The sequence below is a fragment of the Cohnella sp. SGD-V74 genome, from assembly GCF_003001675.1.
In the GTDB taxonomy this organism is placed as follows: Bacteria; Bacillota; Bacilli; order Paenibacillales; family Paenibacillaceae; genus Cohnella.
In genome coordinates this window covers 164,697-190,909 of record NZ_PVYW01000013.1, presented here as the reverse complement: position 1 = coordinate 190,909, position 26,213 = coordinate 164,697, and the positions used below count along the sequence as shown (strand labels likewise).

Sequence of the window (26,213 nt, the reverse complement as noted above, 5' to 3'; positions counted from 1 at the left end):
TTGCTGATTTCAACTCAGCCCTTCGGGGCTTCAGGAAATGCCTCCAACTTCATCTTACAGATAGCTGTCTTTAGCACAACCCCTCGCTTTCCCTACTCCGACAGGAACGCCTCAACTGGTTGTTGCCCGAAATCGTTCAACGGAACCACACCTCTCGTTTACCGTCGCCGAAATATAGAATGTCCCGTTTGTCTCCGCCGTATTCATCCGCCGATCAAATTACCGCTGAAGCTTTACTTTTTTCCACTTGCGGTTATGGTTGCTCGTGTCGGGAAACTTCTCCCCCTTGCGCAGGTGCACATGCTGAGGATCGTTGACTCCCATATGAAAGGCGTTCTCGCCGATTTCCACGTATTCTCCGTCGTTCGGAGCTCGTTGTCCGGGTTCGAACTGCGTCTGCTCGCCCATGCCTTCACCCCCTGTCGTATGGGTTAGTGTAGCGCGAAATTCCTTGCGGTATTCGACTCGTTGTGATAAAGTATTCAGGTATGCTGTAGATTGCATACTCCTTGCTTCCCAGCCGATAGCCAAGCTGTCGGTATGCCAAGTGGGGGGCCATAAGACCTTAAGGAGGTGAACGGAAGATGCGCAACTATGAGTTGATGTACATCATCCGTCCGGACGTGGAACAAGAAACCGTTCAAGCTGTCACGGAGAAATTCCAGGGCATCATCGGGAACGGCGGAGAGATCGCTAAGCACGACTTGATGGGTAAACGTCGTCTTGCTTACGAGATCAACAAGCACCGCGAAGGGACGTATGTGTTGGTTCATTTCAAGGGAACGTCGGAAGTCGTGGCGGAACTTGAGCGCGTTCTGAAGATTACGGACGAAGTTATTCGTCACATGGTCGTCAGAGAACAAACCGCGTAAACCGCACAACCCGGGCGGACAACCGCCGAAGCCTTACAATGCCATGTCAAGTGGAGGGAAACCGCGATGCTGAACCGAGTCATTCTCATAGGACGCCTTACCAGGGATCCTGAACTGCGCTACACGCCCGCAGGCGTAGCCGTAACCCAGTTTACGCTGGCGGTAGACCGTCCGTTCTCCGGCAATCGGGAGGAACGGGAAGCGGATTTTATTCCGGTCGTTACTTGGAGACAGCTTGCCGAGACGTGCGCCAACTACCTTCGCAAAGGCCGTCTGGCCGCAGTGGAAGGCAGGATTCAAGTGCGTAACTACGAGAATAACGAAGGCCGACGCGTCTACGTGACCGAAGTGATCGCCGACAACGTTCGATTCCTGGAATCGCCTAACCGCGAAGGCGGCGGGCAAGGACAAGGAAGAGACGATGCTTACGGCAGCGCTCCGGCTGCAAGCGCGGGAGGCGGATACGGAGGCGGCAGCAGCGGCAATCGCAGCAACGCCGGCGCCGGATCTCGCAGCAGCGGAGGCAACACTAGCGATCCCTTTGCCGATGACGGGCGACCGATAGACATATCGGACGATGATCTGCCATTTTAACTGGAAAGGACGGAGAACAAATGAGCGAACAACAAGCACAACCACAAGCACGTGAAGAGCGCCCAGCGCAAGGTGGCCGCCCAGGCGGCGATCGCGAACAACGCGAGCCTCGCAAGTTCCGCCGCGGCGGACGCAACAAGCGCAAGAAGGTTTGCTACTTCACCGTAAATAAAATCACGCACGTCGACTACAAAGAGTTGGATCTTCTTCGCAAGTTCATCAGCGAGCGCGGCAAAATCTTGCCACGCCGTGTGACGGGCACGAAAGCGAAATACCAACGTATGTTGACGGTTGCGATCAAGCGCGCTCGTCAAATGGCTCTTCTGCCATACACGACGGAGTAATTCGATAAAAGCACCCCTTTAGGGGTGCTTTTTTTTCTCTCATATCAATGAATGGAATTGAATTTTCCGAAGGGCATGTGAGCATAATACAGGTCTTGTGTCTGGGATCAATAAAAAATCCATGCCTGGGCACGGAATTAGGATGAAACTATGGCCTGAAGCTTTGATAAATGCTTTCAAGTAATTTGAATTTGCAGGATATTTTTTCGAAATAGGTGCCTGGCTTGTTGGCTAGAGCATATAGTTTGTGCGCACCGTCGATAATGTCAGACCGATTACTTTTTATGTACTGGTACTCGGCTTCAAGTAATGACTGATACTTCGGATCATGTGCGAACGTTTCAAAATCAACGTAGGTCATTAAGGCCGCAATCTATCACCGGCATTTTGTTGCACGCCGGTATCATGCGTCCGAAGGAAATCGATATACCTGTCCGACAACCGGTAAAAGAGTATTCTTGCAACGTCTTCATCCATGTTTCTCAATTCTCCCCATAAAAAAAGAGCGACTATGCGCTCTTTTTCCCGCGTTTGATGGCCGCGGAGACCAACTTTACCACTCGCCCTTAAATTGGTGGCGAAACACCACTTTACCACTCGCCCTTAAATTGGTGGCGAAACACCATGTGCAATCAGTATAGCATTACTAAAAGGGGAGATCAACCGCTCTCCGTTAGGATTTTAGTATTTCCCTTTCTACATTATCGTATGTAGTTTATCTCGTATTTGTTTGGGGACTTTTTTATTATTAGGAGCACGACGGGAGTGTTGTTAAATCGCGTGCTCGGCCGTTCGTCTCTTCCGGGCGGAGAGTCGGGATGGTCCGACGTACCCGCGTCCTACTGGGCTGCAGGCGCCATCCGTTCCGCTTCCCGAACGATCGAGGAGCTCCGCTACCTCAACGGCGAAGTAGAAACGATCGGCAAATAACCGCCAGTTAACACCTCGTTGACATTCATCTGATAGGGTGGAGAGAAAGGTGGATCGACGAGGAGGAACTCGCATGCCGAGGGAGCCGCAACTTGAGTTTGGACCGGACAAGCGCGTCGCCGCCGTGCGCAAGCCGGAACATCTGCCGGCCGCGCTGGGCGTGGATTGGCCGGTTGTGTTTCTGCTGATTGGCGATTTGTTCACGGCCGAAGATTATGTAGCCCGGGCTGATTCCCCGGGTCATCTCGGAGCTTCGCGCCGCGGTCTCGGTACCGATTATCGTCGGCGGCCTGATCCGGGAGCAGTCGGAGATCGAGACGGCGCTGCGGGCGGGAGCCAGCGCGGTGTCGATGGGTAGCCGCCAGCTATGGGTCCAAGGGGTCCGCGCGCTTTAATCGAACTTTGATCTCAGGTTGACGCTGCAATAACAATCGCCCGTTATAGTAGAAACTAGTAAGAGACAATCGAATAGTCGAGGGTACGAGACGTGGAGAAAACCCCTTTGTTGCGCGGATTAGGAAGAGCCGTATAATGGCGCCGCTTCCTTTTCCATGCGGGAAGGGGTTTTTTGTCGTTCTCTCGTGCCGGTCCAACCAGGATTCTATGAGAGGGAGAGTGCTATGAAGAGAGCAACAAGGCTGTTATCCGTCTGGATCACGATCGCTCTGCTGGGCAGTACGCTGTTCGGCTTGTCGGGATCGACCGCGAACGCGGCAGACGCAGGGCGCAAATCGTTGGAGGTTCGGAAAACGACGCACGCACCGGCCATCGACGGACGGCTGGACGACGCGGTGTGGAGCCTCGATCAGACGATGGACGTTCATGTCGGAGGAGCGCCGGGACAAGCGCCGCGCTTCGGTATGCTGTGGGACAACCAATATTTGTACGTAGGCGTCAGAGTGGTGGACGAAACGCCTGCGAGCGACAAGCCGGGTTACTGGTTCGAGCAGGACAATATCAACCTGTTTTTCGATCCGACGCTGCACCGTTCTGCTCCCTTCGCAGCTGCGGATATGCAGGCCGGCTTCGTGTTTGCGCCGCAGTCGGCGACGCCGAAATTTAATTTCGGAGCGGCGCTGAACAATCATAGCGGCAAAGACGAGAAACGGATTCTGCGCGCGATTCATGCCGACGGCAGCGGCTGGACGCTGGAGACGGCCATTCCGTGGGAGCTGCTGGAGATGGATCCGAATCTGACGAAGGAGCTGGGCTTCGAGATCGGCGCGACGGATCGGTTCGGAGATGATGCGGCACAGGTGACGTCCAGTTACTGGAGCGCCTATCAGTCGTCCTCGTTCTGGAACGATACGAGCGGTTACGGAACGCTGATTCTCAGCGACGATGCTCCGGTCACGGCGCCGGTCGATCCGGTGCTGCTCCTAGAGACGTTCGACGACACCGCGGCCGGAACGCTTCCGTACGGATGGGTGTCGAACGTCAATGCGGGCAGCAGCGAATTTTCCGTCACGCAAGACGTGTACGGAGGCAGAATCACGTTCAGCGGCAGCGCTTCGGGCAAACAGTCTCGCGTCGTAGCGCCTGTGCAATGGGACAACTATGTCGTCGAAGCGGATGTCCGCTTCGAAAGCGTGCTGAATGCGGCCAGATGGGCGTCCATCCTGTTCCGGGCTCCGTCTGAAGGAACGACTCCGTACAACCAAATGGCGATTCGGCAGAACGGCACCTTCGAGCTGGCTTACCGCAAGCCGGACAACGGCTGGGTCGTCATGAAGGACGGCCTGTGGCAGCCGCTCGCCCTGAACGCAGACTATACGATGAAGGTAAGGGTGTTCGGCAACAACGTCAAAGAGTACATCAAGACGAAGGACGCTTCGGATTATACGCTGCTCATGGACATGACCGCGGCGTCGAACTTGGCGGAGCGGGGCAAAGTCGGCTTCCAGGTCGACCAAGCCAAAGTGTCGTTCGATAATCTGAAGGTGACGCGACTGACGGCAGAACGGCTTGACTTGACGGCGCCTTCGACCGTGGAGGCGTTGACGGGACCGATCAGCATCGCCGGCTCGGTGTATTACTCCGACGGGCTGACGGAGCCGCTCGCTCCGGGACAGCTCAAGCTTTATTCGAGCGACGACAGTATCGTGAAAATCATGAACGGACAGCTGTATCCGATTCAGGCGGGCAGCGCGACCGTCAAAGCGGTATTCGCCAATGCGGAGACTTCGTTCCCGATCGTGGTGACGCCTTCGACCAGCGGGGCGCAAGTCGTGACCCTGGCGCACGGGCAAGGTTACTTGCTGGCTGACGAGGGGGTGCCGACGGAGCTGGGAACCATCCAATTTCAGGCGAGCTTCAGCGACTTCTCCGCGGGGACGATCGCGGGCGATCAGTTGACCTGGTCGTCGGACAGCGACGCTCTCGTCTTCGCGGACGGGCGGATGGAAGTGCTGCGCAAGGGCGTGTTCCCGGCAACCGCCAGTAAGGACGGGGCGGAAATCGAACTGCTCGTCGTGGCCAAGGAGCCCCAGGAGTCGGAGTACGTACTGTACGAGGAAAACTTCGACGGATTGACCAACGGAACGCTGCCGCCGGACTGGAGAAGGATCGAAGGAACGACGGCCGCCAACGCCGCGGTGAAAGACGGAGCGTTCGAGATCAATGCCCTCGCAACGCCGGATAATCCGTCGCGCGTGCTGTTGCCGGACTATCTGAAGCTGTTCGGAGATTACAAAGTCGAAGCCGACATGACCCACCTGGCCGCGAACGACGCGGCGAGATGGCATTCCCTGATGTACCGCGTGCAGAACGGCAATTACCCGTACTACCAGATGGCCGTACGGCAGGGGGCGACGTCGACCAACGGCGTAGAGTTCGCGGAGCGGACGCTGGCCAACGCGTGGAACGTCATCGACACGGGATCGCATTCCGAAGCGATCGCTTCCGATAAAATGTATCGCTACACGGTCAAAGCTTACGGCAATCGCGTTCAAGAACTGATTGACGGGCGCGTGATCGTTAACACGGACGCCGCAACCGCCTACAGTAAAGGCGCGATCGGCCTGCAAGTCAACGGAAGCAGGACGAAGGTCGATAACATTCGAGTTACGCTTCAGCAGGAGGCGCTGCCGCCGCTGCCGTCCGAGCGGTTCGCCGTCGTCGCCGAGTCGGAGACGAAGATTTCCATGGCCCCGACGATCGTCGCCGACATCGGCAGCGCCGAGCAACTGGCCGGTTTGACCGGAACGACGCTGCCGGCCACGGTGATCCTTCATGTCGACGATGAGCTCAACTGGACCGACGCCTCCGGACTTCGCCGGATCGGTACGCTGGAATCGGCGCTGGAGCAGATCGGCACGCGGATGATTCCCGCATTCGCCGTCCGCTCCGAGGAAGCGGCCGATCGGCTGGCCGCGTTCGCGCAAGAGAACGAGATCGAGGACGCGTTCGTCGTGTCCGAGAACGGAGAGCTGGTGAAGCGCGTTCGCCAAGCGTATCCGATGATGCGCGGAATCGTCGATTTCAGCGGGACGTTTAATCCGTCGCAGGACAAGCTGCTGGACATTCGCCGCATCACGACGAGCAGCCTGGCCAAAATCGCGATTTTACCGGAGAGCGCCGCTACCGTCGAGAACGTCGACTATTTGCAGCAGCGGGTTATCGTCGTATGGGCGAAGCAATCGGCTTTTCCGGTCGACGGCAAAGTCGCCGCTCACCGGCTGATCACGGCGGGAGTGAACGGGATTGTCTCCGGTTCTCCGGCGACGGCGCTCGAAGCGCTGAAAGTTTACTCGAACGAGACGACGCTGCTGCGCAAGCCGTACGTCATCGGACACCGCGGCATTCCGTCGGAGGCTCCGGAAAACACGATCGAGAGCAACAAGCTGTCCATCCTGTACGGAGCGGACTTCATCGAGAACGATATATTTGTGACGAAGGACGACCGGCTCGTCATTATTCACGATACGGTGCTGCAAAATACGACGAACGGAAGCGGGAACGTCGAGAATTTCACCCTGGCCGAGCTTCGGCAACTGAACGCCAACGTGAGCGGGAGGTTCCCGCAATACGGGGAATTGAAAATTCCGACGCTGGACGAGCAGATCGACCTGGCCAAGGAGCAGGGCATCATGATCTATGCTGAAATCAAGACGTCCAACCCCCGTGCGGTCGAAGTGCTGGTCGATCTGATCAAGGAGAAGGACGCGGAGGATATCCTCAACGTCATGTCGTTCAGCCCGGATCAGCTGAAGCGGTTCGCCGCCCTGATGCCGGAAATGCCCGTGGGCTTGCTGGCCAACGGCTTCGCGACCGAAGGGAACGTAAGCAAAGCGCTCCGGGATACGCAGCGGATCGTTCAGCCGATTCACGCGACCTACAATCCGGGCTACACGAATATGGGCAAGAACTACCTGGAGGCGAGCAAGCACCGCGGCATTATCGTCTCTCCTTGGACGCTTAACAACCTGAACGCCTACGAGACGTTCTTCGCAAACGGCGCCTATGGACTCACGACCGACTATGCCGCGTGGTCCAAAGATTGGGCTTACTCGCTGCAAGCCGATCAGTCGGACTACGAATTGAAGCTGGGCGAGCAAGCGACGTTGACGGCTACGGCCCGCTTGTACGGGCGGACGGAAGCGGAAGGCGCTTCGGGAGCTTATTCCCCGACGACGAAGGCGGTCGCTCCGGCGGTCGTGCTGTTGGACGGCGAGGATGTGCTGAAGGTGGAGGGCAACGTCGTGACGGCGCTGAAGGCGGGCAAGGCGCACGCGCTGCTGCGCTACACGGCTTCGACGAATCCGACGAAATTGTACGATCTGTATACGCAGCCGGTCACCATCGAGGTCAAATCGACCGATGGCAATAATGGCGGCGGGAACAACGGAGGCAATAACGGCGGTAATAACGGCGGAAGTAACGGTGGAAATAATGGAGGCAGTACCGGAGGCAACTCTGGAAACAATGGAACCGGCAGCAATAGCGGCACGGGCACGGGCGAAGGAACAGGAACCAATGCCGTCGCTCTCGAAGCGACGAACGGGACAGCGGATTCGGAGCAGCTCAGGCAAGCGTTCGATCAGGCTTCGACGGTGGTTGTCTCCTCTTCTGCGGGAGCGACGGTAGAAGTCGAAGCAGCCGCTCTCCCCAGCGGAACGGCAGCGAGCGGCAAGACGCTGATCGTCTCCGTCGGCAACGGAGAATACCGGCTTCCGCTGTCGACGCTGCGAATCGAAGAGCTGGCTTCCCAGCTTGGAGTCGAACCCGGCAGCGTTAAGCTCCGCTTCACGATCCGCACGCTGAGCGGCGCAGAGCTGGAAGCGGCTGTCGCCGCGATCGCCAAGGCGGGAGGCAAGCTGGCGTCCGACGTGTTGGAATTCCAGGTTGAGGCGCTTGATGCAAGCGGCAAAGCAATCCCTGCGCCGCTGGGCTCGGCATCCGTCGCCGCGGGCAAGACCGTCGATGCGAAGCGCGCATCCGGCGTCAGGCTGTACCTTCAAGCGCAGAGAATCGGCTTCGCGCCGTCCGCGCTTGCCGACAGGAACGGCCGCTCGACGGCCCAATTCAGGCAAGGCGGGACCGGCATCTACGCGATCGTCGAGCAGGATCGCAGCTTCGGCGATCTGGCCGGACACTGGGCGCGGTCCGATATCGAGCTGCTGACGGGCAAGTTCGTGATCAACGGCGTAAGCGCCGACCGGTTCGACGCCAATCGCAGCATTACCCGCGCGGAATTCGCCGCGCTGCTCGTAAGATCGCTGGGGCTTGTCTCGGATAAGGCGAATTCGGGATTCGGCGACATTCCTTCCGGCGCATGGTACGCGGAAGACGTCAGCGCCGCAGTCGCCGCCGGTCTTGTAACCGGCCGAAGTGACGGAACGTTCCGTCCCGGCCAGCCGATCTCGCGGGGAGAGCAAGCGGCGATGCTGATTCGCGCGCTGGCTTACGCGGGCATCGACGTTCAAGTTCCTGCTGCGGAGCAACAGGGCGTCCTGCAGTCGTTCGGCGATGCAGCCAAGCTCGGCTGGGCGCGCGGCGATGTCGCCGCGGCCGTTAAGGCCGGGCTCATTAACGGAACGCCTGCGGGTCTGCTGCAAGCGGACGGTCAAGCTACGCGCGCCGAGGCGGCCGTTATGCTGAAGCGATTTCTGCTGAAGGCGGGACTGCTGGACTAGGGCGCGTATGCATACACGCCCTAGGAAGATCTTACAGCGGGTTTACACTTCTCTAATGAACGGATAACATTCGCTTGCTACACTGTACCTGAAGTCGAACAACCGAATAACAAGGGTACGAGACGAGGAGAAAACCCTTTATTCACCGGACGCATGACGGCTATCCGTTCATTGGAGCTGTCGTCATGCCCGTCCGAAGAATAAGGGGTTTTTGCGTTTTCTCGAAAGGGGAGCTGCGAGCAAGTTGCCGGACGCAATCAACTATGAAGGGTATTTTTTCGACTTGGACGGCACGGTTTTTCTCGGCGAGACTTTGCTTCCCGGCGTCAAGGACACGATCGCTTCATTGCGGGAAGCGGGCAAGCAGGTGCGGTTTCTGACCAACACGACGATCCGCACGAGAAGAGAATGCCAAGAACGTCTGAACCGGCTTGGGCTGGATGCGCGGCTGGATGAAATCGTGACCGCCGCTTACGCGGCCGCCGTCTACATGCACGAGTTGGAGCCGAAGCCGATCGTCCTGGTCGTGGGCGATCCGGCGTTCTCGTCGGAGCTGGCGGACTATGGGGTACGCATGACGAATCGTCCGGAGAAGGCCACGCACGTGCTCGTCGGCATGGACATGAGCTTCGATTACGGCAAGCTTCACCGCGCGATGAAAGCGGTCCGCGGAGGCGCCGAGCTGATCGCGGCCAATCCCGATCCGAACTGCCCGGTTCCCGGGGACGTCATTCCGGACACCTGGGCGATGGTCAAGGCGATCGAAGCTGCGAGCGGCGTCGCGCCTTCGGCAGTCATCGGCAAGCCCTCGTCCTATTTCGCGGCCAAAGTGCTGGAATGGAGCGGGCTGCCCGCGGAACGCTGCCTGATGATCGGAGATCGTCTGGAGACGGACATCCGGTTCGGCGAGGCGAACGGCATGCGGACGGCTCTCGTGCTGACCGGCGTCGCGACCGCAACGGACGCCCAGCAGTCGACGGTTCGGGCGGATTACGTATGGGGAACGCTTGAACGGCTGGCCGAGCTGATCCGCGCAAGCAAAGAAGAAGCATCGATTTAACGCCGGGTTGACAAACTTCTGCTTTACCGGAAATAAGTGATGATTAAAGTAAAAATGACGAAAACGTCAAAGGAGAGAAAGTACTATGTCGGCAAAGAAATTGATCCAGGGAATCGCGTTCACTACAGCGTTCATGACGTTGGCCGCTTGCGGCAATTCGGCGAACGAGTCTTCGCCTTCCGTTCCTGCGAGCCCGTCCGAGCAAGCAAGTCCGTCCAGCGAACCGGCACAAGCGTCTCCGAGCGAAGAACCGAAGGAAAACGTCGAACTTACTTTCTATTATCCGATCGCGGTAGGCGGACCGCTTACGGCAACGATCGAGGGTATGGCCAAGGAATTTACGCAGCTTCACCCGCATATTACCGTCAAGCCGGTCTATACGGGCAGCTACGCAGACACGACGGTCAAGGCGCAAGCCGGCGTTCAGAGCAAGAATCCGCCCGACGTAGCCGTATTGCTGTCGACGGAGCTGTACAGCCTGCTCGACATGGACGCGATTCTTCCTCTGGATGATTTCATCGCCAAGGAAAGCGGAGATTACCTGTCCGACTTCTATCCGGCATTCATGGCTAACTCGCAAACCGAAGGCCATACGTACAGCATTCCGTTCCAACGGAGCACGATCGTGCTGTATTACAACAAAGAATTGTTCAAGGCGGCCGGACTTGATCCGGAGAAAGCGCCGCAGACGTGGGAAGAAATGCGCGACTACGCCAAGAAGCTGACGAAAGACGGCACGTGGGGCCTCGAAATTCCGGTATCCGGCTTCGCGTACTGGATGTTCCAGACGTTCGCCCTGCAGAACGGCGACAACCTGATGAGCCCGGACGGCAAGAAGGTTATGTTCGATACGCCTGAGAATGTCGAAGCGCTGCAATTCTGGTCCGACCTCGCGATGAAGGACAAGGTCATGCCTCAAGGCGTAACCGAGTGGGGAACGGTGCCGTCCGATTTCATCGAAGGCAAGACGGCGATGATGTACCATACGACCGGCAACCTGTCCAACGTGAAGAACAACGCCAAGTTCGACTTCGGCGTCAGTTTCCTGCCGCAGAACAAGAGCTACGGCAGCCCGACAGGCGGCGGCAACTTCTATATCTTCAAAGGCATCGACGAGAAAAAGCAGGAAGCGGCTTGGGAGTTCATCAAGTTCATGACCGAGACGGAGCGCGCGGCGCAATGGAGCATCGACACCGGCTACGTCGCCGTCAAGAAATCGGCGTACGAGACGGAACGGATGAAGAGCTACGCGGCGGACTTCTCGCCGGCGCTCGTGGCTCGCGATCAACTGGAGTACGCGGCGGCAGAGCTGTCCACGCACAACAACGGCAAAGTGTCGAAGGCGCTCAGCGACCAGCTTCAAGCGGTTCTGACGGGCACGGCCCAGCCGGCCGAAGCGCTTAAGAAAGCGCAGGAAGAAGCGGACAAGGCGCTTGCTCCGTTCAACAAGTAGGTCGAGCGTACGGGACGGAAGTCCCGCCGCCGTCGCGGGATTTGCCGCGCCGCCGCGGCGGGACTTCCGTCGCTCGGCAGCGATCGAATACAGGCTTGGGAGGTTTACCTTTGGGAAGATTGAGGATGCGATGGAAAACGAACGCGTTTGCTTGGTTGCTGCTGCTGCCGTCGCTTGTTTTCCTGTTTCTGTTTACGTTCTATCCGATCGCCAAGACGATCCGCCTCAGCCTCTATGAGGCCGATCTGGCAACGCCCGTCCCCATGTTCGCGGGAGTGGACAACTACGTTCGCATGCTGGGGGACGAGGTGTTCGCGAAGGTGATGGTCAACAACGCGCTGTTCGCGCTGGGCGTCGTTCCGACTTCCATCGCGCTTGCGCTGCTCATGGCGATATTCGCCAATAAAGCGATTCGCGGGACGAGCTTCATGCGCACGGCTTTTTTCTACCCGACACTCATTCCGATGATCGCCGTCGCCAACATCTGGCTGTTCATCTACACGCCGAAGTACGGGCTGCTCGACAGGGCGATGCAGAGCTTGAACGTCGGAGAGATCAACTGGCTCGGCTCTCCCGACTACGTCATGTGGGCGATGATCTTCATGATGATCTGGAAGGAAGCGGGCTATCTGATGATTTTCTATTTGGCCGGCATGCAGAACATTCCTCCGGATCTGTACGAATCCGCGCAGATGGACGGAGTGAGCAGTTGGACGATATTCCGGAAGATCACATTTCCGCTGCTCATGCCGACGACGCTGTTCGTATCGATCATCGCTTTAACGAACGCGTTCAAGCTCGTCGACCATCTTTTCGTCATGACGAAGGGCGGTCCGAACAACGCGAGCAGCTTGCTGCTCTACTACATTTACGAGACGGCGTTCAGTTTCTGGGATCAAGGGATGGCGTCGGCGCTCACTCTCGTGATGATCGTTGTGCTGCTGCTGTTCGCCGCGCTCAACTTTTTCGGTCTGGACAAGAAGATCCATTATCATTGAGGGGAAGACAGGCGATAGAATGAAATTGCGCAATTGGAATATCGGCTTCTGGCTGTTGATCGCCTTGGGGGCGGTCTGGTTCGTGCCGTTCGTCTGGATGCTGGTTACGGCGTTCCGTCCGAAGCAGGAGGCGCTGTCCGCCTCGTTCTCGTTCAACTTTACGTTGGACAACTTCGCGACGGTCTGGTCGGGGGCGCCCTTCGCCCAATATTTCATCAATACGGTCGTCATCGTCGTCGGCATCTTGGCCGTGCAGATTCTGACCGTCACGATGGCCGCTTTCGCGTTCGCGCGGCTTGATTTTGCCTGGAAGAACGTCGTGTTTCTGCTGTTCCTGGCGCAGATCATGATTCCCGCGGACGTGCTCATCTTCCCCAACTATAACGTACTCAGCGAATTATCCCTGCTGGACACGAAGCTCGGCATCATGATTCCTTATTTCGCCTCGGCCTTCGGCATCTTCCTGCTGCGGCAGATGTTCATGACGATTCCGCCGGAGCTCGACGAAGCGGCGCGTGTGGAGGGGTACTCCAGATGGCGGATTTTGTGGAAAATCTACTTTCCGCTGGCGCGGCCGGCGTACATCGCTTTCGGCCTCGTCTCGGTCAGCTATCATTGGAACAACTTCCTCTGGCCGCTCATCGTGACGAACTCCGTCGAGAACCGTCCGCTCACGGTCGGTCTGGCCATCTTCGCGCAATCGTTCGAGACCGGGGCGCAGTGGACCGAGGTCAGCGCGGCGACGCTCATCGTCGTGGCTCCGCTGATGCTGGGATTCCTGTTCTTCCAGCGGCAGTTCATGAACGGCTTCATCCATTCGGGAATTAAATAGCGGCAAGCATGAGCAGGGGGCTGTTCATAAGTAAAAAGAGTCGTACAGAACGATTATCGATGGGTGCAGGGTATAATGGGCATCTATCTCCTTCCGCTGCAAAATACCCCGCAAAGTCTAGCTAAGCTTTGCAGCTTATTCCGATTACTTTGCGGGGACCTACAGGCTATGCTTTACCACATCGCTTCCGGTAGATTACGAGGAAGTTTTGATGGTGTTCGAAGATGCTTCAATATGAACGAATCTCATTCCATTTCGATGCTACATCGAAAAAAATGTTCGTTAAGCTCGCCCGGTGCGCTTATCACTCACCCCCGAGTCCGGCCCAGGCCAATAAGCCCGCCCGACTGGATTCTCTATGCAGCCACGTCCCGTTTCGTAAACAGAGTCCAAGCGATAAGCTGGAAGACGACGTAGTAGGCGACGAGCATCGTAATCGAGAAGCCGAGCGTCATCTCTGGCCGAAGCGGAGAGTTGCCGGGCAGATACTGCGTCAAGTCGATGTTGGCGAACAGCAGATACTTCGACCACTCGTAGCCGCTCAGCAGCATCGTGACCGTGTTGCCGACGAGCATGAACAGCAGCGAGAAGGCGATTGCCATCGAAGAGCTGCGGAACGCGGCGGAGATCATGAACGCGAGAGTCACATACATCAGCAGCGAAATGACGGCGTAGCCGTATTTCTGCAGCGAGTTGACGACCATCGAGCTCTCGTGGACGACGCCGTCCGCTCCTACGTTCAGATGCGGCAGGCTGAGCCCGTCAAAACCTTGCAGCACGGCTCCGGCCCCGAAGGCGAGCGCGAAAGAGAGAAGGAGAAGCAGCAGGGCAAACGTCATCGTCGAGATATATTTGCTCAGCATGATTTTCGAACGGGAGGCCGGACCTACGAGCAGCAGCTTGATCGTACCCCACGTGAATTCGGCGGCGATCATGTCGGCCGCGACAATGACGGTCAGAATCGTGATCAGCATGACGAGCGCGGCGGAGCTGTTGACGTAATCCCAGAGCGACAGAGCATGGGGATTCATGTCGTTGGCCAGGTAGTATTCGTTAATCTTGATTTCCTTCGTCAGGTACTCCTTGTAATCGGAGTCCAGATCTTTATTATCCGCCATCTGCTGCTGATAATGAGCGTTCTGCTGTGTCAAGCCGGCTTTCCAATCGCCCCCGGAGCTCCGGCTCTCGTCCCACTTCATCAATCCGCTCATCAGTCCCAACGCGAGCACGAGGAAGCCGACCATCAGCCACGTGCGGGGACGGCGGTATATTTTCATATTTTCGTTCCGTATCAAATTCCCCAAGCTAGACAACCATCTCACCTCCGGTAATTTCCAAGAACTGATCCTCAAGCGATTGCTGCGTCGCATGAATGCCGTACACGTCCAGTCCCGCCTTCACGAGCAATCTCGCGATATCCGGGATAAGGCTGCGGTCGGCCGTAATCTCGATCCGATCCCCGACCAGGGTGACGCCCTGATGATTAAACGCTCCGGACAGCAGCCGATGGGCGGATTCGATGTCGCTCGATTCCACGACGATTTTGGTCTGCATGGAATTTTTCGCTTCCTGCAGGGAGCGGACGTCGATCAGCTTGCCGCCTTGAATGATCGCCACGCGGTCGCACATCAGCTCCATCTCCGACAGCAGGTGAGAGGAGACGATGACGGCAATGCCCTCCTCCTGCGTCAGCTTGCGCAAATAATCGCGAAGCTCGCGAATGCCCGCCGGATCGAGACCGTTCGTCGGCTCGTCGAGAATGAGCACGGATGGCTTGTGCAGAATCGCTTGCGCGACGCCGAGCCGCTGGCGCATGCCGAGCGAATAGCGCTTCACTTTCTCATGAATGCGGTTTTGCAAGCCGAGCAACTGCACGACTTCGTCGATCCGCTGCTTCGTGACGCCGGAGTGGCGCCGCGCGAAGTGCACGAGATTCTGATACCCCGACAGGAACTTGTACATTTCCGGATTTTCGACGATCGCGCCGATATGGGTCATGGCCTGTTCGAACTGCTTGCGCACGGACACGCCTTTAACAGTAATTTCTCCCTTGGTCATCGAGATCAGGCCGACGATCATGCGGATCGTCGTCGTTTTGCCCGCGCCGTTCGGCCCGAGGAACCCGAATACCTCCCCAGCGGGAATGTCGAACGACAGATCGCTGACGATCGTGCGTCTGCCGATGGTTTTCGTTACGTTCCGAAGCTGTAAAACCGCTTCTTTCATCTTCGTTCAATCCTCCTCAAAGTACTGCGCATGAGTTGAAGTATACCGCGGAGGGGACGTCCGAAAAATGGCCTTGGGATGAGTTCGGCGCCCGTACTTTAGTCGGGGTCGGCACTCGCCGGAAACGCAGGTGAATGTTGGTTCGCGTGGCAGCGATTCAATGGTTTTCATGAAAGTTTAAGGTTTATATGTAACAATCCTTATTCGAGGATCGTATATTAGGGGTCTGGCTGAACAGAGAGAGATAGATCAAATAGACCAAACACAGATAGGAGAAGGAGAGAGGTTGTATGCGCAAGCTGCGTCGTTGGCACAAAATTGTCGCCATTTCGGCCGCGCTGCTGATCGTCCTGGCGGGCATCGGTTACGCGAACCGGGGGGCTTTGTCGGCGCTCGGGTACGATATTTTTCTGTCGGATAAAGTGGAGTCGAGCTTCGCGAATTCTTACCAGCCGTTAACCGACCGGCCGATCGTGGAGGAGCCGGAAGTGGAGAAGCCGTTCAGCATGCTGCTGATGGGCGTGGACGCGAGGGCGAAGGAGCGCGGCCGCTCGGATACGCTGATCTATACGGTTGTGCGCCCCGGAGACGGCAACGTTCTTATGGTGTCTATCCCGCGGGATACGTATGCCGACATTGTAGGCGAGGACAAAATGGATAAAATCACGCACGCCTACGCCTTCGGAGGGCCGGAGATGGCCGTCAACAGCGTCGAGAAGCTGCTGGACGCGAAGATCGACCATTACGCTTCCATTAATTTTCAAGGCTTCGTGCAGGTCGTCGACACGCTCGGAGGCATTCATCTGCCGATCGGCAAAGATATCGTCAACAAAGGCTACGGCCATGAGAAGTTTACGGTCAAGGCGAACAAGGACAGCTACACGGGAGTCGAAGCGTTGAACTACGTCCGGTACCGCGAGGATGCCGGAGGGGACATGGCTCGCGCCGACCGGAATCGCGTTTTCCTGGAGGAGCTTATTCACAAGGCTGCATCGCTGCAGCAATGGAACAAAATCCCGGAAGTGCTGGACATCGTCGGCGACAATTTCCAGACCGACTTGCCGCCTTCCGCGATGAACGATCTGGCCAAGAAATTTCTGCAGACCGGCCATGAAATCCAGAACTATACGCTGAAGGGCGAAGGCAAGCGGATGGGATCGCAAAATCTGTGGTACTTCGTCGTCTACGAAGACGATCTTGCCTCCGTTCGGGAGACGGTTGCGGCATGGCTCGACCCGGAGACGCCGAAAAATCAGCTTACGGTTCCGGGCAAGGAGGACGCGGCGCCAGCCGGCGCTTCTCCAGATCGTTCCCTATAAACGGACAAAAAGCGCGGGGTTCCATGGTAGAGCATCGCCTTGCCGTGGTATAATGAGAATACCGCGCCCGGAATTCGCGGGTCTTTCGTTGCTGCGAAGGAGGAACTTACGAACTTATGAATATCGCGTTTTTTTTGCTGCCCAAGCAAGAAGTGGTAAGCGTCAGCGAAGAGGCGACCTTGCGCCAGACGCTGGAGCGAATGGAGCGTCACCGGTACACAGCCGTTCCCGTCATCAGCGAGAAAGGCGAGTACAAGGCGACGGTTACGGAAGGGGATTTGCTCTGGTACTTGAAGGCGAATCCGGATTTGAGCTTCGATCAGCTTCACCGCGTACGGCTCAGCGAAGTTCCGCTTAGATTGAATAATTTGCCGGTTCGCATCGACGCGAACATGGTCGATCTGATCTCTTTGGCAAAGACGCAAAACTTCGTCCCCGTGGTGGACGACATGAATCACTTCATCGGCATCGTGCGCCGCAGCGACATTATCGACTATACTGCGAAATTGCTGACCGTCGTGCCGGATGAAAAAGGGCTGAAAAGGGAAGCCTAGGACGTGTATGCAAACCCGCTCAGAGGCATCTATCACCGCCTTTTCGCCCCCTGCTGCGTCACTTTTGCTTGACGTACCTCCGGTACGCCTTCACAAAAGTTCCTTGCATGGAACGAAAATTCGGCAACATCTGCTATCCTCGGAGGTTGCATACACGCCCTAGGAAAATATTGGACAATGGCGGAGGAACGATGACTAACAGTCGGGGCAATTCACGCAATCGTACGATTTATCCGATCCTAATCGCGCTTTCCATGCTTGTTATCGCAGGCGGCATATGGGCCGCTTCCTCCCTGTTCGCAGGGGGAAGCGGCTCAGGGCCGTCTGTTTCTCCATTGGCGGGAAGCGAAGGAACGGCCGGGAACGACCCGGCGAAGCCCGCGGACGGCTCGTCTGACCCGGTTGCATCGAAGCCGGCCGCGGTGGAGGAGCCCGAGGCGGAGATCGATGCGCCGACCTCGTCCGAGCTGGAGCAGACGTATGACATCGTCATCGCGGGCGGCCGCGTCATTAATCCCGAGACGAAGCTGGATCGGGAGGGCCTGAACGTCGCCGTGCAGGACGGCAAAATCGCGCTCGTTACCGATCGCAAGCTGAAGGGCAAGCGGGTCATCGACGCGACGGGACTCATCGTAGCGCCTGGTTTTATCGACAATCTATCCTATGATCCGAACCCGGTCGGCGTCTGGAACAAGATCGCCGACGGCGTGACGGCGAATATCGCCATGCACGGCGGAACAGCCAGCCCGGAGAAATGGTACCCGTATTACGAACGCAACAGGACGCCGCTGCATTTCGGGGCTTCGTTCTTCTACACGCAAGCGCGCAACCAGTTCAAGCTGAGCCGCTACGACACGGCCAAGCCGGAGCAGACGCAGAAGCTGGTGGATCAGGCCGAGAAGGCGTTGAACGACGGCGTGCTCGGCATCTCGTTCAGCCTGGAGTACGTTCCCGGTGTGAACGACAAGGAAATATTGCCGCTGATGAAGCTGGCGCAGAAGTATAACGTTCCGGTTTATTTCCACGCCAGATATTCGGATATGGAAGAACCGGGGACGAACATCGACGCTCTGAACGAACTGATCGGCTACGCCCGCGCCTCGGGCGCCGCTGTACATATCGACCATATCAACAGCACCGGCGGCACGTTCTCGATGCAGCAGTCGCTGCAGATGGTAGAGGACGCGATCGCGGAAGGGCTGGATATTACCGCTTGCATCTATCCTTACGATTATTGGGGTACGTACCTGAATTCGGCGAGGTTCGACGAGGGGTGGCAGGAGCGCTTCCGCATTTCCTACGAGGATCTGCAGATCGCAGGGACGGAGGAGCGGCTGACGAAGGAGACGTTCCGCAAATACCAGAAGGAAGGCAAGCTGGCGGTCGCATACGCGATTCCGAAGCAGGACGTCATCGACTCGCTGAAGGCGCCGTACGTCATGATCGGCAGCGACGCCATTCTGGAGCCGGGCTTCAACAACCATCCGCGGGCGTCGGGAACGTTCGCCCGGACGGTCGGGCTCTACGTTCGCGAGCAGCAGGTCATCTCGCTGTCGGATGCGATCGCCAAGATGTCGCTGCTTCCGGCGCAGCGGCTGGAGAAGCAAGCGCCCGCCTTGCAGAAGAAGGGCCGCATCGCCAAAGGGATGGACGCCGACATCGTCGTGTTCGACTACGACACGATCAGCGACCGCTCGACGGTGGCCAAGCCGGAGCTGGTCTCCGCGGGAATCGAGTACGTGCTCGTGAACGGCCAGGTCGCGCTCGACGAGGAAGGGCTTCATAAGGATATCCGCGTCGGCCAGCCGATCAAGAGCGAGTTCGTGCGCGTGAAGTCCAAGGGGCCGACTCTCCTCTGGGGAGAGAGCAAGCTGACGCTGCTGGAATATCGCGGCTCCAACTACGTCGACCTGGAAGCATTGGAAGGGCAAGGCTATTCGGTGGAATGGGACAAGGCCGAACGGACGGCTGCGGTATCGTCGGGAGCGGCTTCCGGGCAGGCAGCCGTACCCGATCCGGCCGTCGGAGAGCTGATCCTGGAGCGGGGCCATCGGCTCGTCTGGGAGGATGGAAGCCGCACAGAGCTGCTGTCCGTCGGAAAGCGGAACTACGTGCCGGTGTCGGCGCTGAAGGACCGCGGCTGGAAGCTGACGAAGGACGGGCAGACGTTTAAGCTGACGACCGCTTAAGACGCCATGCCGAGCGGAAAATATGGAGAACCCGGCTGCGGTCCCCGCGGCCGGGTTCTCTGTCTATTGCTTGCCGAGAGAAGCCGGAGTTATGATATAATGGAATTTGCAGCTTTCCGGGCTTATGCATCTAGGTACAGTCGAAGAGCATAGGAGGAATAGCGATGGAACGAGATTTGGACGTAGCGACTCGAACGCGCATGATCGAATGGCTGAAAACCGAAGTCGTGGACCAAATGTCCCGGTTGTTCAAAGCAATCTGGGATGGAAGCACTTCCCGGGTCGTCGACAGTCTGGCGGGACTGATCGCCAGCTCGTACATTCTGGGCCGGAGGCTCGGCATTCCGTACCGGGATCTGGACAGCGCCATTGCGGACAAGCTAGCCAAACTTAAACAAGAAGGTCACCAGCTTGAGGATCATTACAAGGATCTATCAGAGCTGTCCGAACATATCCGCAAGAGGTGAATCGGTTGAAGATGAGCTGGAAGTCGCTCGCCTGGAGCGCGGCGGCGGTATTATTGTTGCTAACCTTGGTAACGCCATTAAATGCCATTACTTTGTTTCTTGTCATGACGCCCTTCGTCGTTCTATATACGATGTTGGATTTAAGATCGTTCGTTGTGCACCTTGTTCCGATCGGGCTGGCCGTATTCCTGTTGTCGGGCGCGGCCATGGGAACGATGCTGGTGACGCTGGCTCTGTACTTCCTCGTCCCGGCGATCGCCATGGGGCACCTGTACAAGCGGGGAAGCTCGGCCAGATCGGCCGTTACGGCGGGCTTCGTCATCGTTCTGGCTCAGATGCTGCTCGTGTTGGCGCTCTTCTCCGCACTGTCCAATATCGACATGAAAGCGGAATTGACGGCCATGCTGGCGGACAACTTCAAGCAGTTCGAGACGGCCAATCTGTTCGAAGCGGGATGGGCTGCGAATGCGGCGACCCAGTTCGTCGATTATTTCATGGCGATTCTTCCGATGCTGCTGCTCGTATCGTCGTTCCTCGTTGCGATCGTCACGCACGGGTTGTCCCGACTCTCTCTGCGCAGCGTTCCGTTCGACGCCCCGGCGTTGCCCCAGGCCAAGACCTGGAAGCTGCCGAGGAGTATGGTTCTATATTTTGCGATCGCGATCATTGCCATGTATGCCATGTCGGAAGAGTCGAGCGGCTATTGGTGGATCGCCGTATCGAATCTCATTCCGATTCTGGAGCTCGCGTTCACGATCCAGGCGATCGGTTTCGTCTTCTTCTTAACGAGCGTCAAGAAATGGCCGAGGGCGATTTCTCTGCTGCTGTGTTTGCCGATTTTGTTTATACCTCATGCGTTTATCATCGGGCTGTTGGACACGGCGTTTCCTATACGGAAATATTTCGAGAAATAAGGCGTTCGTCGGATGAGCGGGCCTGCAGGGGCCGTCTTCCGATAAACATTAGACGGGAGCGGAGCGGGTATGCCCAAGTTTCTCGTGCAGCGCTGGCACGGCATGCATATTGTCTGGGCGCTGGTGCTTATATTCATGATGACCGTCGCTCTCGCCTGGTATCAGTGGCTGCTCGGGTTGCTGGGCCTGGTGCTGGGCGGGATCGTCGCCGTATACGGTATTCTCGCGGAGAAGGCGTTCCGGCGGGATCTGGACGACTACGTGCTGACGCTCTCTTACCGAATCAAGAGCGTAGGCAACGACGTGATCGGCCATCTTCCCATCGGGATCGCGATCTTCGACGAGGACCATGAGATCCAGTGGCATAACGCCTACATGTCTACGGTGATTGGCAAAGCTTCGATCGTAGGCGAGTCGCTGTTCGCGAGTTTTCCCGTGCTGCAGCCGTCGGGCAAGGATAAGGAGCCGGGTCACGAGATTACGATCGGCGGCCGGGTGTTCGAGCTTCAACTGAAGGCGAGCGAACGGGTGCTGTACGTCGTTGACATTACCGAACGCTCTACGCTGAAGAAGCGGTACGAGGAAGAGAAGCTCGCTCTCGGCATCGTCATGATGGACAATCTCGAAGAAGTGGCGCAGGGCATGGATGAGCAGCAGCGCGCGCTCATGCTGTCCAAGGTGACCGGGGAGATCAACGAATGGGCGTTGAAGTACGGTCTGCTGCTGCGCCGGCTGTCGTCGGATCGGTATATGGTCATTACGAAGCAAGGCACCTTGAAGGCTTTGGAGCAGTCGCGGTTCGAGCTGCTGGACGACGTGCGGGAAATTACGATCGAACAGAAGCTGCCGATGACGCTGAGCATCGGCTTCGCATCCGGTTCGGACGACGTGATCGAGCTCGGGCATCTCGTCCAGGGAAGTCTGGACATCGCGCTCGGCAGAGGCGGCGACCAGGCGGTCGTCAAGTTCGGTCAGCGCCAGAGCTTCTACGGCGGCAAGAGCAACGCGGTGGAGAAGCGGACGAGGGTGCGGGCCCGGGTCATCGCCCACGCGCTTCGCGACCTGATGAAGGAAAGCGACAATATTATCGTCATGGGTCACAAAATGCCGGACATGGACGCGATCGGCGCGGCGATCGGGGTGCTGAAGGCGGCGCAGCTGTACGGCAGAGAGGCCTACATCGTGCTTGAAGGCGTCAACCCTTCGATCCAGCGGATGATGGATATGCTGAAGGAGGACGAGAAGCTGATGAAGCGGTTCGTCTCCCCGGAGCAGGCGCTTAACCTGATCGGCAAGCGTTCGCTCGCCGTCGTCGTGGACACGCATCGGGCGACGATGGTCGCCGAGCCGCGATTGCTTCAGGCGACCGAACGGATCGTCATCGTCGATCATCATCGGCGCAGCGAGGAGTTCATCGACGAGGCAGTGCTCGTCTATATGGAGCCTTACGCTTCGTCGACGTGCGAGCTGGTGACCGAGCTTCTGCAATATATTCACGAACGCGTCGTGCTCGACATGCGCGAGGCGACGGCTCTGCTGGCCGGCATCACCGTCGACACGAAGAGCTTCGCCTTCCGCACGGGCTCGCGCACGTTCGAGGCGGCCTCCTTCCTCCGCCGCAACGGCGCCGATTCGGCGCTGATTCAGCGGATGCTGAAGGAAGACCTGGACGAATACATCCGCAAAGCCGAGCTGATCCGTCATGCGGAGACGTTCCGCAATTGCATCGCGATCGCGGCCGCCGATTCCGGCAAGCAGGTGCCGCAGCTGCTGATCGCGCAGGCGGCGGATACGCTGCTCAACATGACGGGGATCAAGGCGTCCTTCGTCATCGGCACGAGGCCGGACGGGCTCGTCGGGATCAGCGCCCGGTCTCTGGGACAGATCAACGTTCAGATCGTCATGGAACGGCTCGGAGGCGGCGGTCATTTCACGAACGCCGCGGCTCAGCTGCAAGGCTCGATTCCGGAAGTGACGAACAAGCTTAAGCAAGTATTACAAGAACTCGAGAAGGAAGAGGGGTTATTCGAATGAAAGTCATCTTCTTGCAAGACGTGAAAGGCCAAGGCAAGAAAGGCGAGATCAAGGAAGTGTCGGAAGGGTACGCGCGCAATTTCCTGCTGCCTAAAGGGGTCGTTCAGATCGCTACAGAGGGCGCCAAGAAAACGTTGAACCAGCAAGCGGCTTCGGCCCAGAAGAAGAAAGACAACGAGAAGAAGGACGCGCAGGAGCTTGCCGCTCGCCTCGGCGAGATGACCGTCGTCATCAAGGCGAAGGCGGGTGAAGGCGGCCGTCTGTTCGGAGCCATTACGAGCAAGCAAATCTCGGAAGCGCTCGAGAAGCTGAACATCTCGATCGACAAGAGAAAGATCGAGCTGGACGATCCGATTCGGGTGCTGGGCGTTACGAAAGTCGCGGTCAAACTGTATCCTGACGTAAAGGGCACATTAAGCGTACAAGTCGTGGAGGAATGATCCGATGAACGGAAACGTGGAGCAGCCGATGCTGTACGACCGCGTCCCGCCGCAAAATATGGAAGCGGAGCAGGCCGTGCTCGGCGCGATCCTGCTGGAAGCCGAAGCTCTCGTCTCCGCCATGGAACGTCTGAAGTCGGATGATTTCTACAGCGTGGCCCATCAGCGCATCTACGATGCGATGGTGGCTCTGAACGACGACAATCAGCCGATCGACCTCGTTACGTTAGCTTCCCGTCTTCAGGACATGGGGCAGATGGAAGAGGTCGGGGGAATTATTTATTTAACGAAGCTCGCCAACGCGGTTCCAACGGCGGCGAATGTGGAATACTATGCAACGATCGTCGAAGAGAAAGCGATTCTTCGCCGCCTGATCCGCACGGCAACGCAGATCGTCTCCAACGGCTATGCGACCGAGGACGACGTGGGCGTGCTGCTGAACGACGCCGAAGCGCGGATCATGGAGCTTTCCAACCGGCGCACGTCCACCGGGTTCATCAGTATTCGCGATGTGTTGATGGAAGTGTTCGAGCGCGTCGAGTTTCTGTATAACAACCGGGGAGGCGTAACCGGCATTCCTTCCGGTTTCGTCGATCTTGACCGGATGACCGCCGGATTTCAAAAGAACGACTTGATTATCGTCGCCGCCCGTCCATCCGTAGGGAAAACGGCCTTCGCGCTGAATGTCGCGCAGAACGTCGCCGTTCGAGCTTCGGAGACAGTGGCGATCTTCAGTCTCGAGATGTCCGCCGCCCAGCTTGTGCAGCGGATCATCTGCGCCGAATCCAACGTCGATGCCCAGCGGATGAGAACGGGCCATCTGGAAGGCGACGACTGGGAGAAGCTGTCGATGGCGATCGGCTCCTTATCGGAAGCGCAGATCTATATCGACGACACGCCGGGCATTACCGTGTCGGACATCCGGGCCAAGTGCCGGCGTCTGAAGAAGGAGAAAGGCCTCGGCATGATTCTCATCGACTACCTGCAGCTCATTCAGGGCCGCGGCAAAGCCGGAGAGAACCGTCAGCAGGAGGTTTCGGAAATTTCCCGTACGCTGAAGCAGATCGCCCGTGAGCTGGAAGTGCCGGTCATCGCGCTGTCCCAGCTGTCCCGGGGGGTAGAGCAGCGGCAGGACAAACGACCGATGATGTCCGACCTTCGGGAATCGGGCTCGATCGAGCAGGATGCCGACATCGTCGCGTTCTTGTATCGGGACGATTACTACGACAAGGAATCCGAGAAGAAGAACATCATCGAGATCATTATTGCCAAGCAGCGGAACGGCCCGGTCGGAACGGTCGAGCTCGTGTTCCTGAAAAACTTCAACAAATTCGTCAGTCTGGACCGATCGCATGGCGAAGCCTATGCCGGCAGCGCATAATCCTGTTTATTGAAGCTGAATTCCGAACATTCATATGGGCGGTTGCGGCATTGTTCGTTTTTGCGTTGACTTCCCTCGGTACAGTTGATAAACTAATCATGCTGCCTGATCGCGATTGGCGATAGTCGGGCGGCATTATCATGCCGATGTGCGCCAGACGCATTCGGATGGAGGGATTGCATTGTCAACAGTCGTTGTCGTTGGTACGCAATGGGGAGACGAGGGTAAAGGCAAGATTACCGACTATTTGGCCGAGAAGGCCGACGTCGTCGCCCGTTATCAAGGCGGGAATAACGCCGGGCATACTATTCTCATAGATAACAAGAAATACAAGTTAACAATGGTTCCATCCGGAATTTTCAATCAGAACAAGCTCTGCGTCATCGGGAACGGAATGGTCATCAATCCGGCCGCTCTCGTGGAAGAAATTCAGTACATTCAGGACAATGGATTTTCCACCGACAATTTGAAGATCAGCGACCGCGCCCACGTCATTATGCCGTATCACCTGGTGCTTGACGCCTTGGAGGAAGACCGCAAGGCGGACAACAAGATCGGCACGACTCGCAAAGGCATCGGTCCTTGCTATATGGATAAAGCGGCGCGCAACGGCATTCGGATCGCCGATCTGATGGTGCCGGAAGCGTTCGCGGAGAAGGCCCGCGCCATTATCGCGGACAAAAACCAAGTCATCACCCAAATGTACAACGGGGAAGCGCTCGATGCGGACGGCATCATCAACGAGTACCTGGAGTTGGCCGAGAAGCTTCGTCCGTACGTGACCGATACGTCGGTCGTCTTGAACGACGCGATCGACGCCGGGAAGAAAGTGCTGTTCGAAGGCGCGCAAGGCGTCATGCTCGACATCGACCAAGGAACGTATCCGTACGTGACCAGCTCGAACCCTTCGGCAGGCGGCGTGTGCATCGGCTCCGGCGTCGGCCCGTCCAAGATCAGGGAAGTCATCGGCGTGGCCAAAGCGTACACGACTCGCGTCGGAGACGGTCCGTTCCCGACCGAGCTGGACAACGAGATCGGCCAATGGATTCGCGACAAGGGACACGAGTACGGCACCGTAACGGGACGCCCTCGCCGCGTCGGCTGGTTCGACTCGGTTGTCGTCCGCCACGCCCGCCGCGTCAGCGGCATCACCGGACTCAGCCTGAACTCGTTGGACGTGCTGACCGGTCTGGACACGGTGAAGATCTGCACGGCCTACAAGTTCCGCGGCGAGCTGATGGAGCACTATCCGGCCAATCTCAAGCTGCTTGAGGAATGCGAAGCGGTATACGAAGAGCTTCCGGGCTGGCATGAGGATATCTCCGGAGCGAAGCAGATCAGCGATCTGCCGGAGACGACCCAGCGTTTCATCGCGCGCATTACCGAGCTGACGGGCATTCCGATCGCCATCTTCTCGGTCGGCCGCAACCGCGAGCAGACGAACCAGGTCGCTCAAATCTACGGATAATAAG

23 protein-coding genes are annotated in these 26,213 nt (G+C 57.7%); 19 read left to right on the top strand and 4 right to left on the bottom strand.

All coding sequences use genetic code 11. The features are described 5' to 3' along the window. Positions 1-219 precede the first annotated feature (219 nt). On the bottom strand, positions 220-408 hold the full coding sequence (locus B0G52_RS20255) for a YjzC family protein (protein WP_094047194.1): 189 nt from the start codon (positions 406-408) through the stop codon (positions 220-222). 176 nt (positions 409-584) lie between these two features. Here B0G52_RS20255 and rpsF point away from each other — a divergent pair, with 176 nt between their 5' ends. From rpsF to rpsR, 3 genes are all read left to right on the top strand, one after another. Beyond that, positions 585-872: a 30S ribosomal protein S6 gene (rpsF, locus tag B0G52_RS20250; RefSeq protein WP_094047193.1), complete on the top strand. Its 288-nt coding sequence runs from the start codon at positions 585-587 to the stop codon at positions 870-872. Between the two features lie 66 nt (positions 873-938). Continuing rightward, positions 939-1,466, top strand: a complete 528-nt coding sequence (gene ssb, locus B0G52_RS20245) for a single-stranded DNA-binding protein (protein ID WP_094047192.1) — start codon at positions 939-941, stop codon at positions 1,464-1,466. Positions 1,467-1,486: 20 nt separating this feature from the next. After that, positions 1,487-1,810, top strand: a complete 324-nt coding sequence (gene rpsR / locus B0G52_RS20240) for a 30S ribosomal protein S18 (RefSeq protein ID WP_094047191.1) — start codon at positions 1,487-1,489, stop codon at positions 1,808-1,810. Positions 1,811-1,958: 148 nt separating this feature from the next. Here rpsR and B0G52_RS36665 read toward each other — a convergent pair whose 3' ends face one another. Beyond that, positions 1,959-2,171, bottom strand: a complete 213-nt coding sequence (locus B0G52_RS36665) for a type III toxin-antitoxin system ToxN/AbiQ family toxin (protein WP_094047190.1) — start codon at positions 2,169-2,171, stop codon at positions 1,959-1,961. A gap of 404 nt (positions 2,172-2,575) precedes the next feature. Between B0G52_RS36665 and B0G52_RS35635 the strand changes: the two genes are divergently transcribed. The 7 genes from B0G52_RS35635 (at position 2,576) to B0G52_RS20205 (ending at position 13,217) form a co-directional block, all read left to right on the top strand. Then, positions 2,576-2,740, top strand: a complete 165-nt coding sequence (locus B0G52_RS35635) for a hypothetical protein (RefSeq protein ID WP_158223799.1) — start codon at positions 2,576-2,578, stop codon at positions 2,738-2,740. A gap of 227 nt (positions 2,741-2,967) precedes the next feature. Continuing rightward, a complete protein-coding gene (locus B0G52_RS36245) occupies positions 2,968-3,135 on the top strand; it encodes a glycerol-3-phosphate responsive antiterminator (protein WP_369827103.1) in 168 nt (55 codons plus the stop codon). A 225-nt stretch (positions 3,136-3,360) separates the two neighbouring features. After that, positions 3,361-8,874 (top strand): glycerophosphodiester phosphodiesterase family protein, encoded by a 5,514-nt coding sequence (locus tag B0G52_RS20225; protein WP_094047189.1) that lies wholly within the window; start codon positions 3,361-3,363, stop codon positions 8,872-8,874. Positions 8,875-9,118: 244 nt separating this feature from the next. Beyond that, entirely contained in the window at positions 9,119-9,934 is an 816-nt protein-coding gene (locus B0G52_RS20220; protein WP_094047188.1) for an HAD-IIA family hydrolase, read from the top strand. Between the two features lie 85 nt (positions 9,935-10,019). Continuing rightward, positions 10,020-11,387 (top strand): ABC transporter substrate-binding protein, encoded by a 1,368-nt coding sequence (locus B0G52_RS20215; protein ID WP_233162858.1) that lies wholly within the window; start codon positions 10,020-10,022, stop codon positions 11,385-11,387. 125 nt (positions 11,388-11,512) lie between these two features. Next, positions 11,513-12,385 carry a carbohydrate ABC transporter permease gene (locus B0G52_RS20210; RefSeq protein ID WP_198960691.1) on the top strand — a complete coding sequence of 291 codons (873 nt, stop codon included), beginning with the start codon at positions 11,513-11,515 and terminating at the stop codon, positions 12,383-12,385. A gap of 19 nt (positions 12,386-12,404) precedes the next feature. Further along, the gene (locus B0G52_RS20205; RefSeq protein WP_094047186.1) at positions 12,405-13,217 is read left to right on the top strand and encodes a carbohydrate ABC transporter permease; all 813 of its coding nucleotides are present in this window, start codon (positions 12,405-12,407) and stop codon (positions 13,215-13,217) included. 356 nt (positions 13,218-13,573) lie between these two features. Here the strand turns inward: B0G52_RS20205 and B0G52_RS35970 are convergent, their stop codons facing one another. Beyond that, entirely contained in the window at positions 13,574-14,530 is a 957-nt protein-coding gene (locus B0G52_RS35970) for an ABC transporter permease (RefSeq protein ID WP_198960690.1), read from the bottom strand. Beyond that, positions 14,523-15,443, bottom strand: a complete 921-nt coding sequence (locus B0G52_RS35965; RefSeq protein WP_198960689.1) for an ABC transporter ATP-binding protein — start codon at positions 15,441-15,443, stop codon at positions 14,523-14,525. The genes B0G52_RS35970 and B0G52_RS35965 overlap by 8 nt, the downstream gene beginning before the upstream one ends. Positions 15,444-15,733: 290 nt before the next feature. On the opposite strand from B0G52_RS35965, the gene B0G52_RS20195 reads away from it, so the two are divergent. From B0G52_RS20195 to B0G52_RS20155, 9 genes are all read left to right on the top strand, one after another. Continuing rightward, a complete protein-coding gene (locus tag B0G52_RS20195) occupies positions 15,734-16,762 on the top strand; it encodes an LCP family protein (protein WP_233162856.1) in 1,029 nt (342 codons plus the stop codon). A 116-nt stretch (positions 16,763-16,878) separates the two neighbouring features. Beyond that, on the top strand, positions 16,879-17,316 hold the full coding sequence (locus tag B0G52_RS20190) for a CBS domain-containing protein (RefSeq protein WP_094047185.1): 438 nt from the start codon (positions 16,879-16,881) through the stop codon (positions 17,314-17,316). A 191-nt stretch (positions 17,317-17,507) separates the two neighbouring features. Further along, positions 17,508-19,505: an amidohydrolase family protein gene (locus tag B0G52_RS20185; protein ID WP_094047251.1), complete on the top strand. Its 1,998-nt coding sequence runs from the start codon at positions 17,508-17,510 to the stop codon at positions 19,503-19,505. Positions 19,506-19,669: 164 nt separating this feature from the next. After that, positions 19,670-19,972 carry a MazG-like family protein gene (locus B0G52_RS20180; protein ID WP_094047184.1) on the top strand — a complete coding sequence of 101 codons (303 nt, stop codon included), beginning with the start codon at positions 19,670-19,672 and terminating at the stop codon, positions 19,970-19,972. Positions 19,973-19,983: 11 nt separating this feature from the next. Next, positions 19,984-20,886, top strand: coding sequence for a DUF2232 domain-containing protein (locus B0G52_RS20175; RefSeq protein WP_233162873.1), 903 nt, complete (start codon positions 19,984-19,986; stop codon positions 20,884-20,886). A gap of 69 nt (positions 20,887-20,955) precedes the next feature. Then, complete coding sequence (locus B0G52_RS20170; protein WP_094047182.1) at positions 20,956-22,920, top strand: DHH family phosphoesterase; 1,965 nt, start codon at positions 20,956-20,958, stop codon at positions 22,918-22,920. Next, a complete protein-coding gene (rplI, locus tag B0G52_RS20165) occupies positions 22,917-23,360 on the top strand; it encodes a 50S ribosomal protein L9 (protein ID WP_094047181.1) in 444 nt (147 codons plus the stop codon). The genes B0G52_RS20170 and rplI overlap by 4 nt, the downstream gene beginning before the upstream one ends. A 4-nt stretch (positions 23,361-23,364) precedes the next feature. Continuing rightward, positions 23,365-24,741 (top strand): replicative DNA helicase, encoded by a 1,377-nt coding sequence (gene dnaB / locus B0G52_RS20160; RefSeq protein WP_094047180.1) that lies wholly within the window; start codon positions 23,365-23,367, stop codon positions 24,739-24,741. Positions 24,742-24,922: 181 nt separating this feature from the next. Further along, positions 24,923-26,209 (top strand): adenylosuccinate synthase, encoded by a 1,287-nt coding sequence (locus tag B0G52_RS20155; protein ID WP_094047179.1) that lies wholly within the window; start codon positions 24,923-24,925, stop codon positions 26,207-26,209. Positions 26,210-26,213 lie beyond the last annotated feature (4 nt).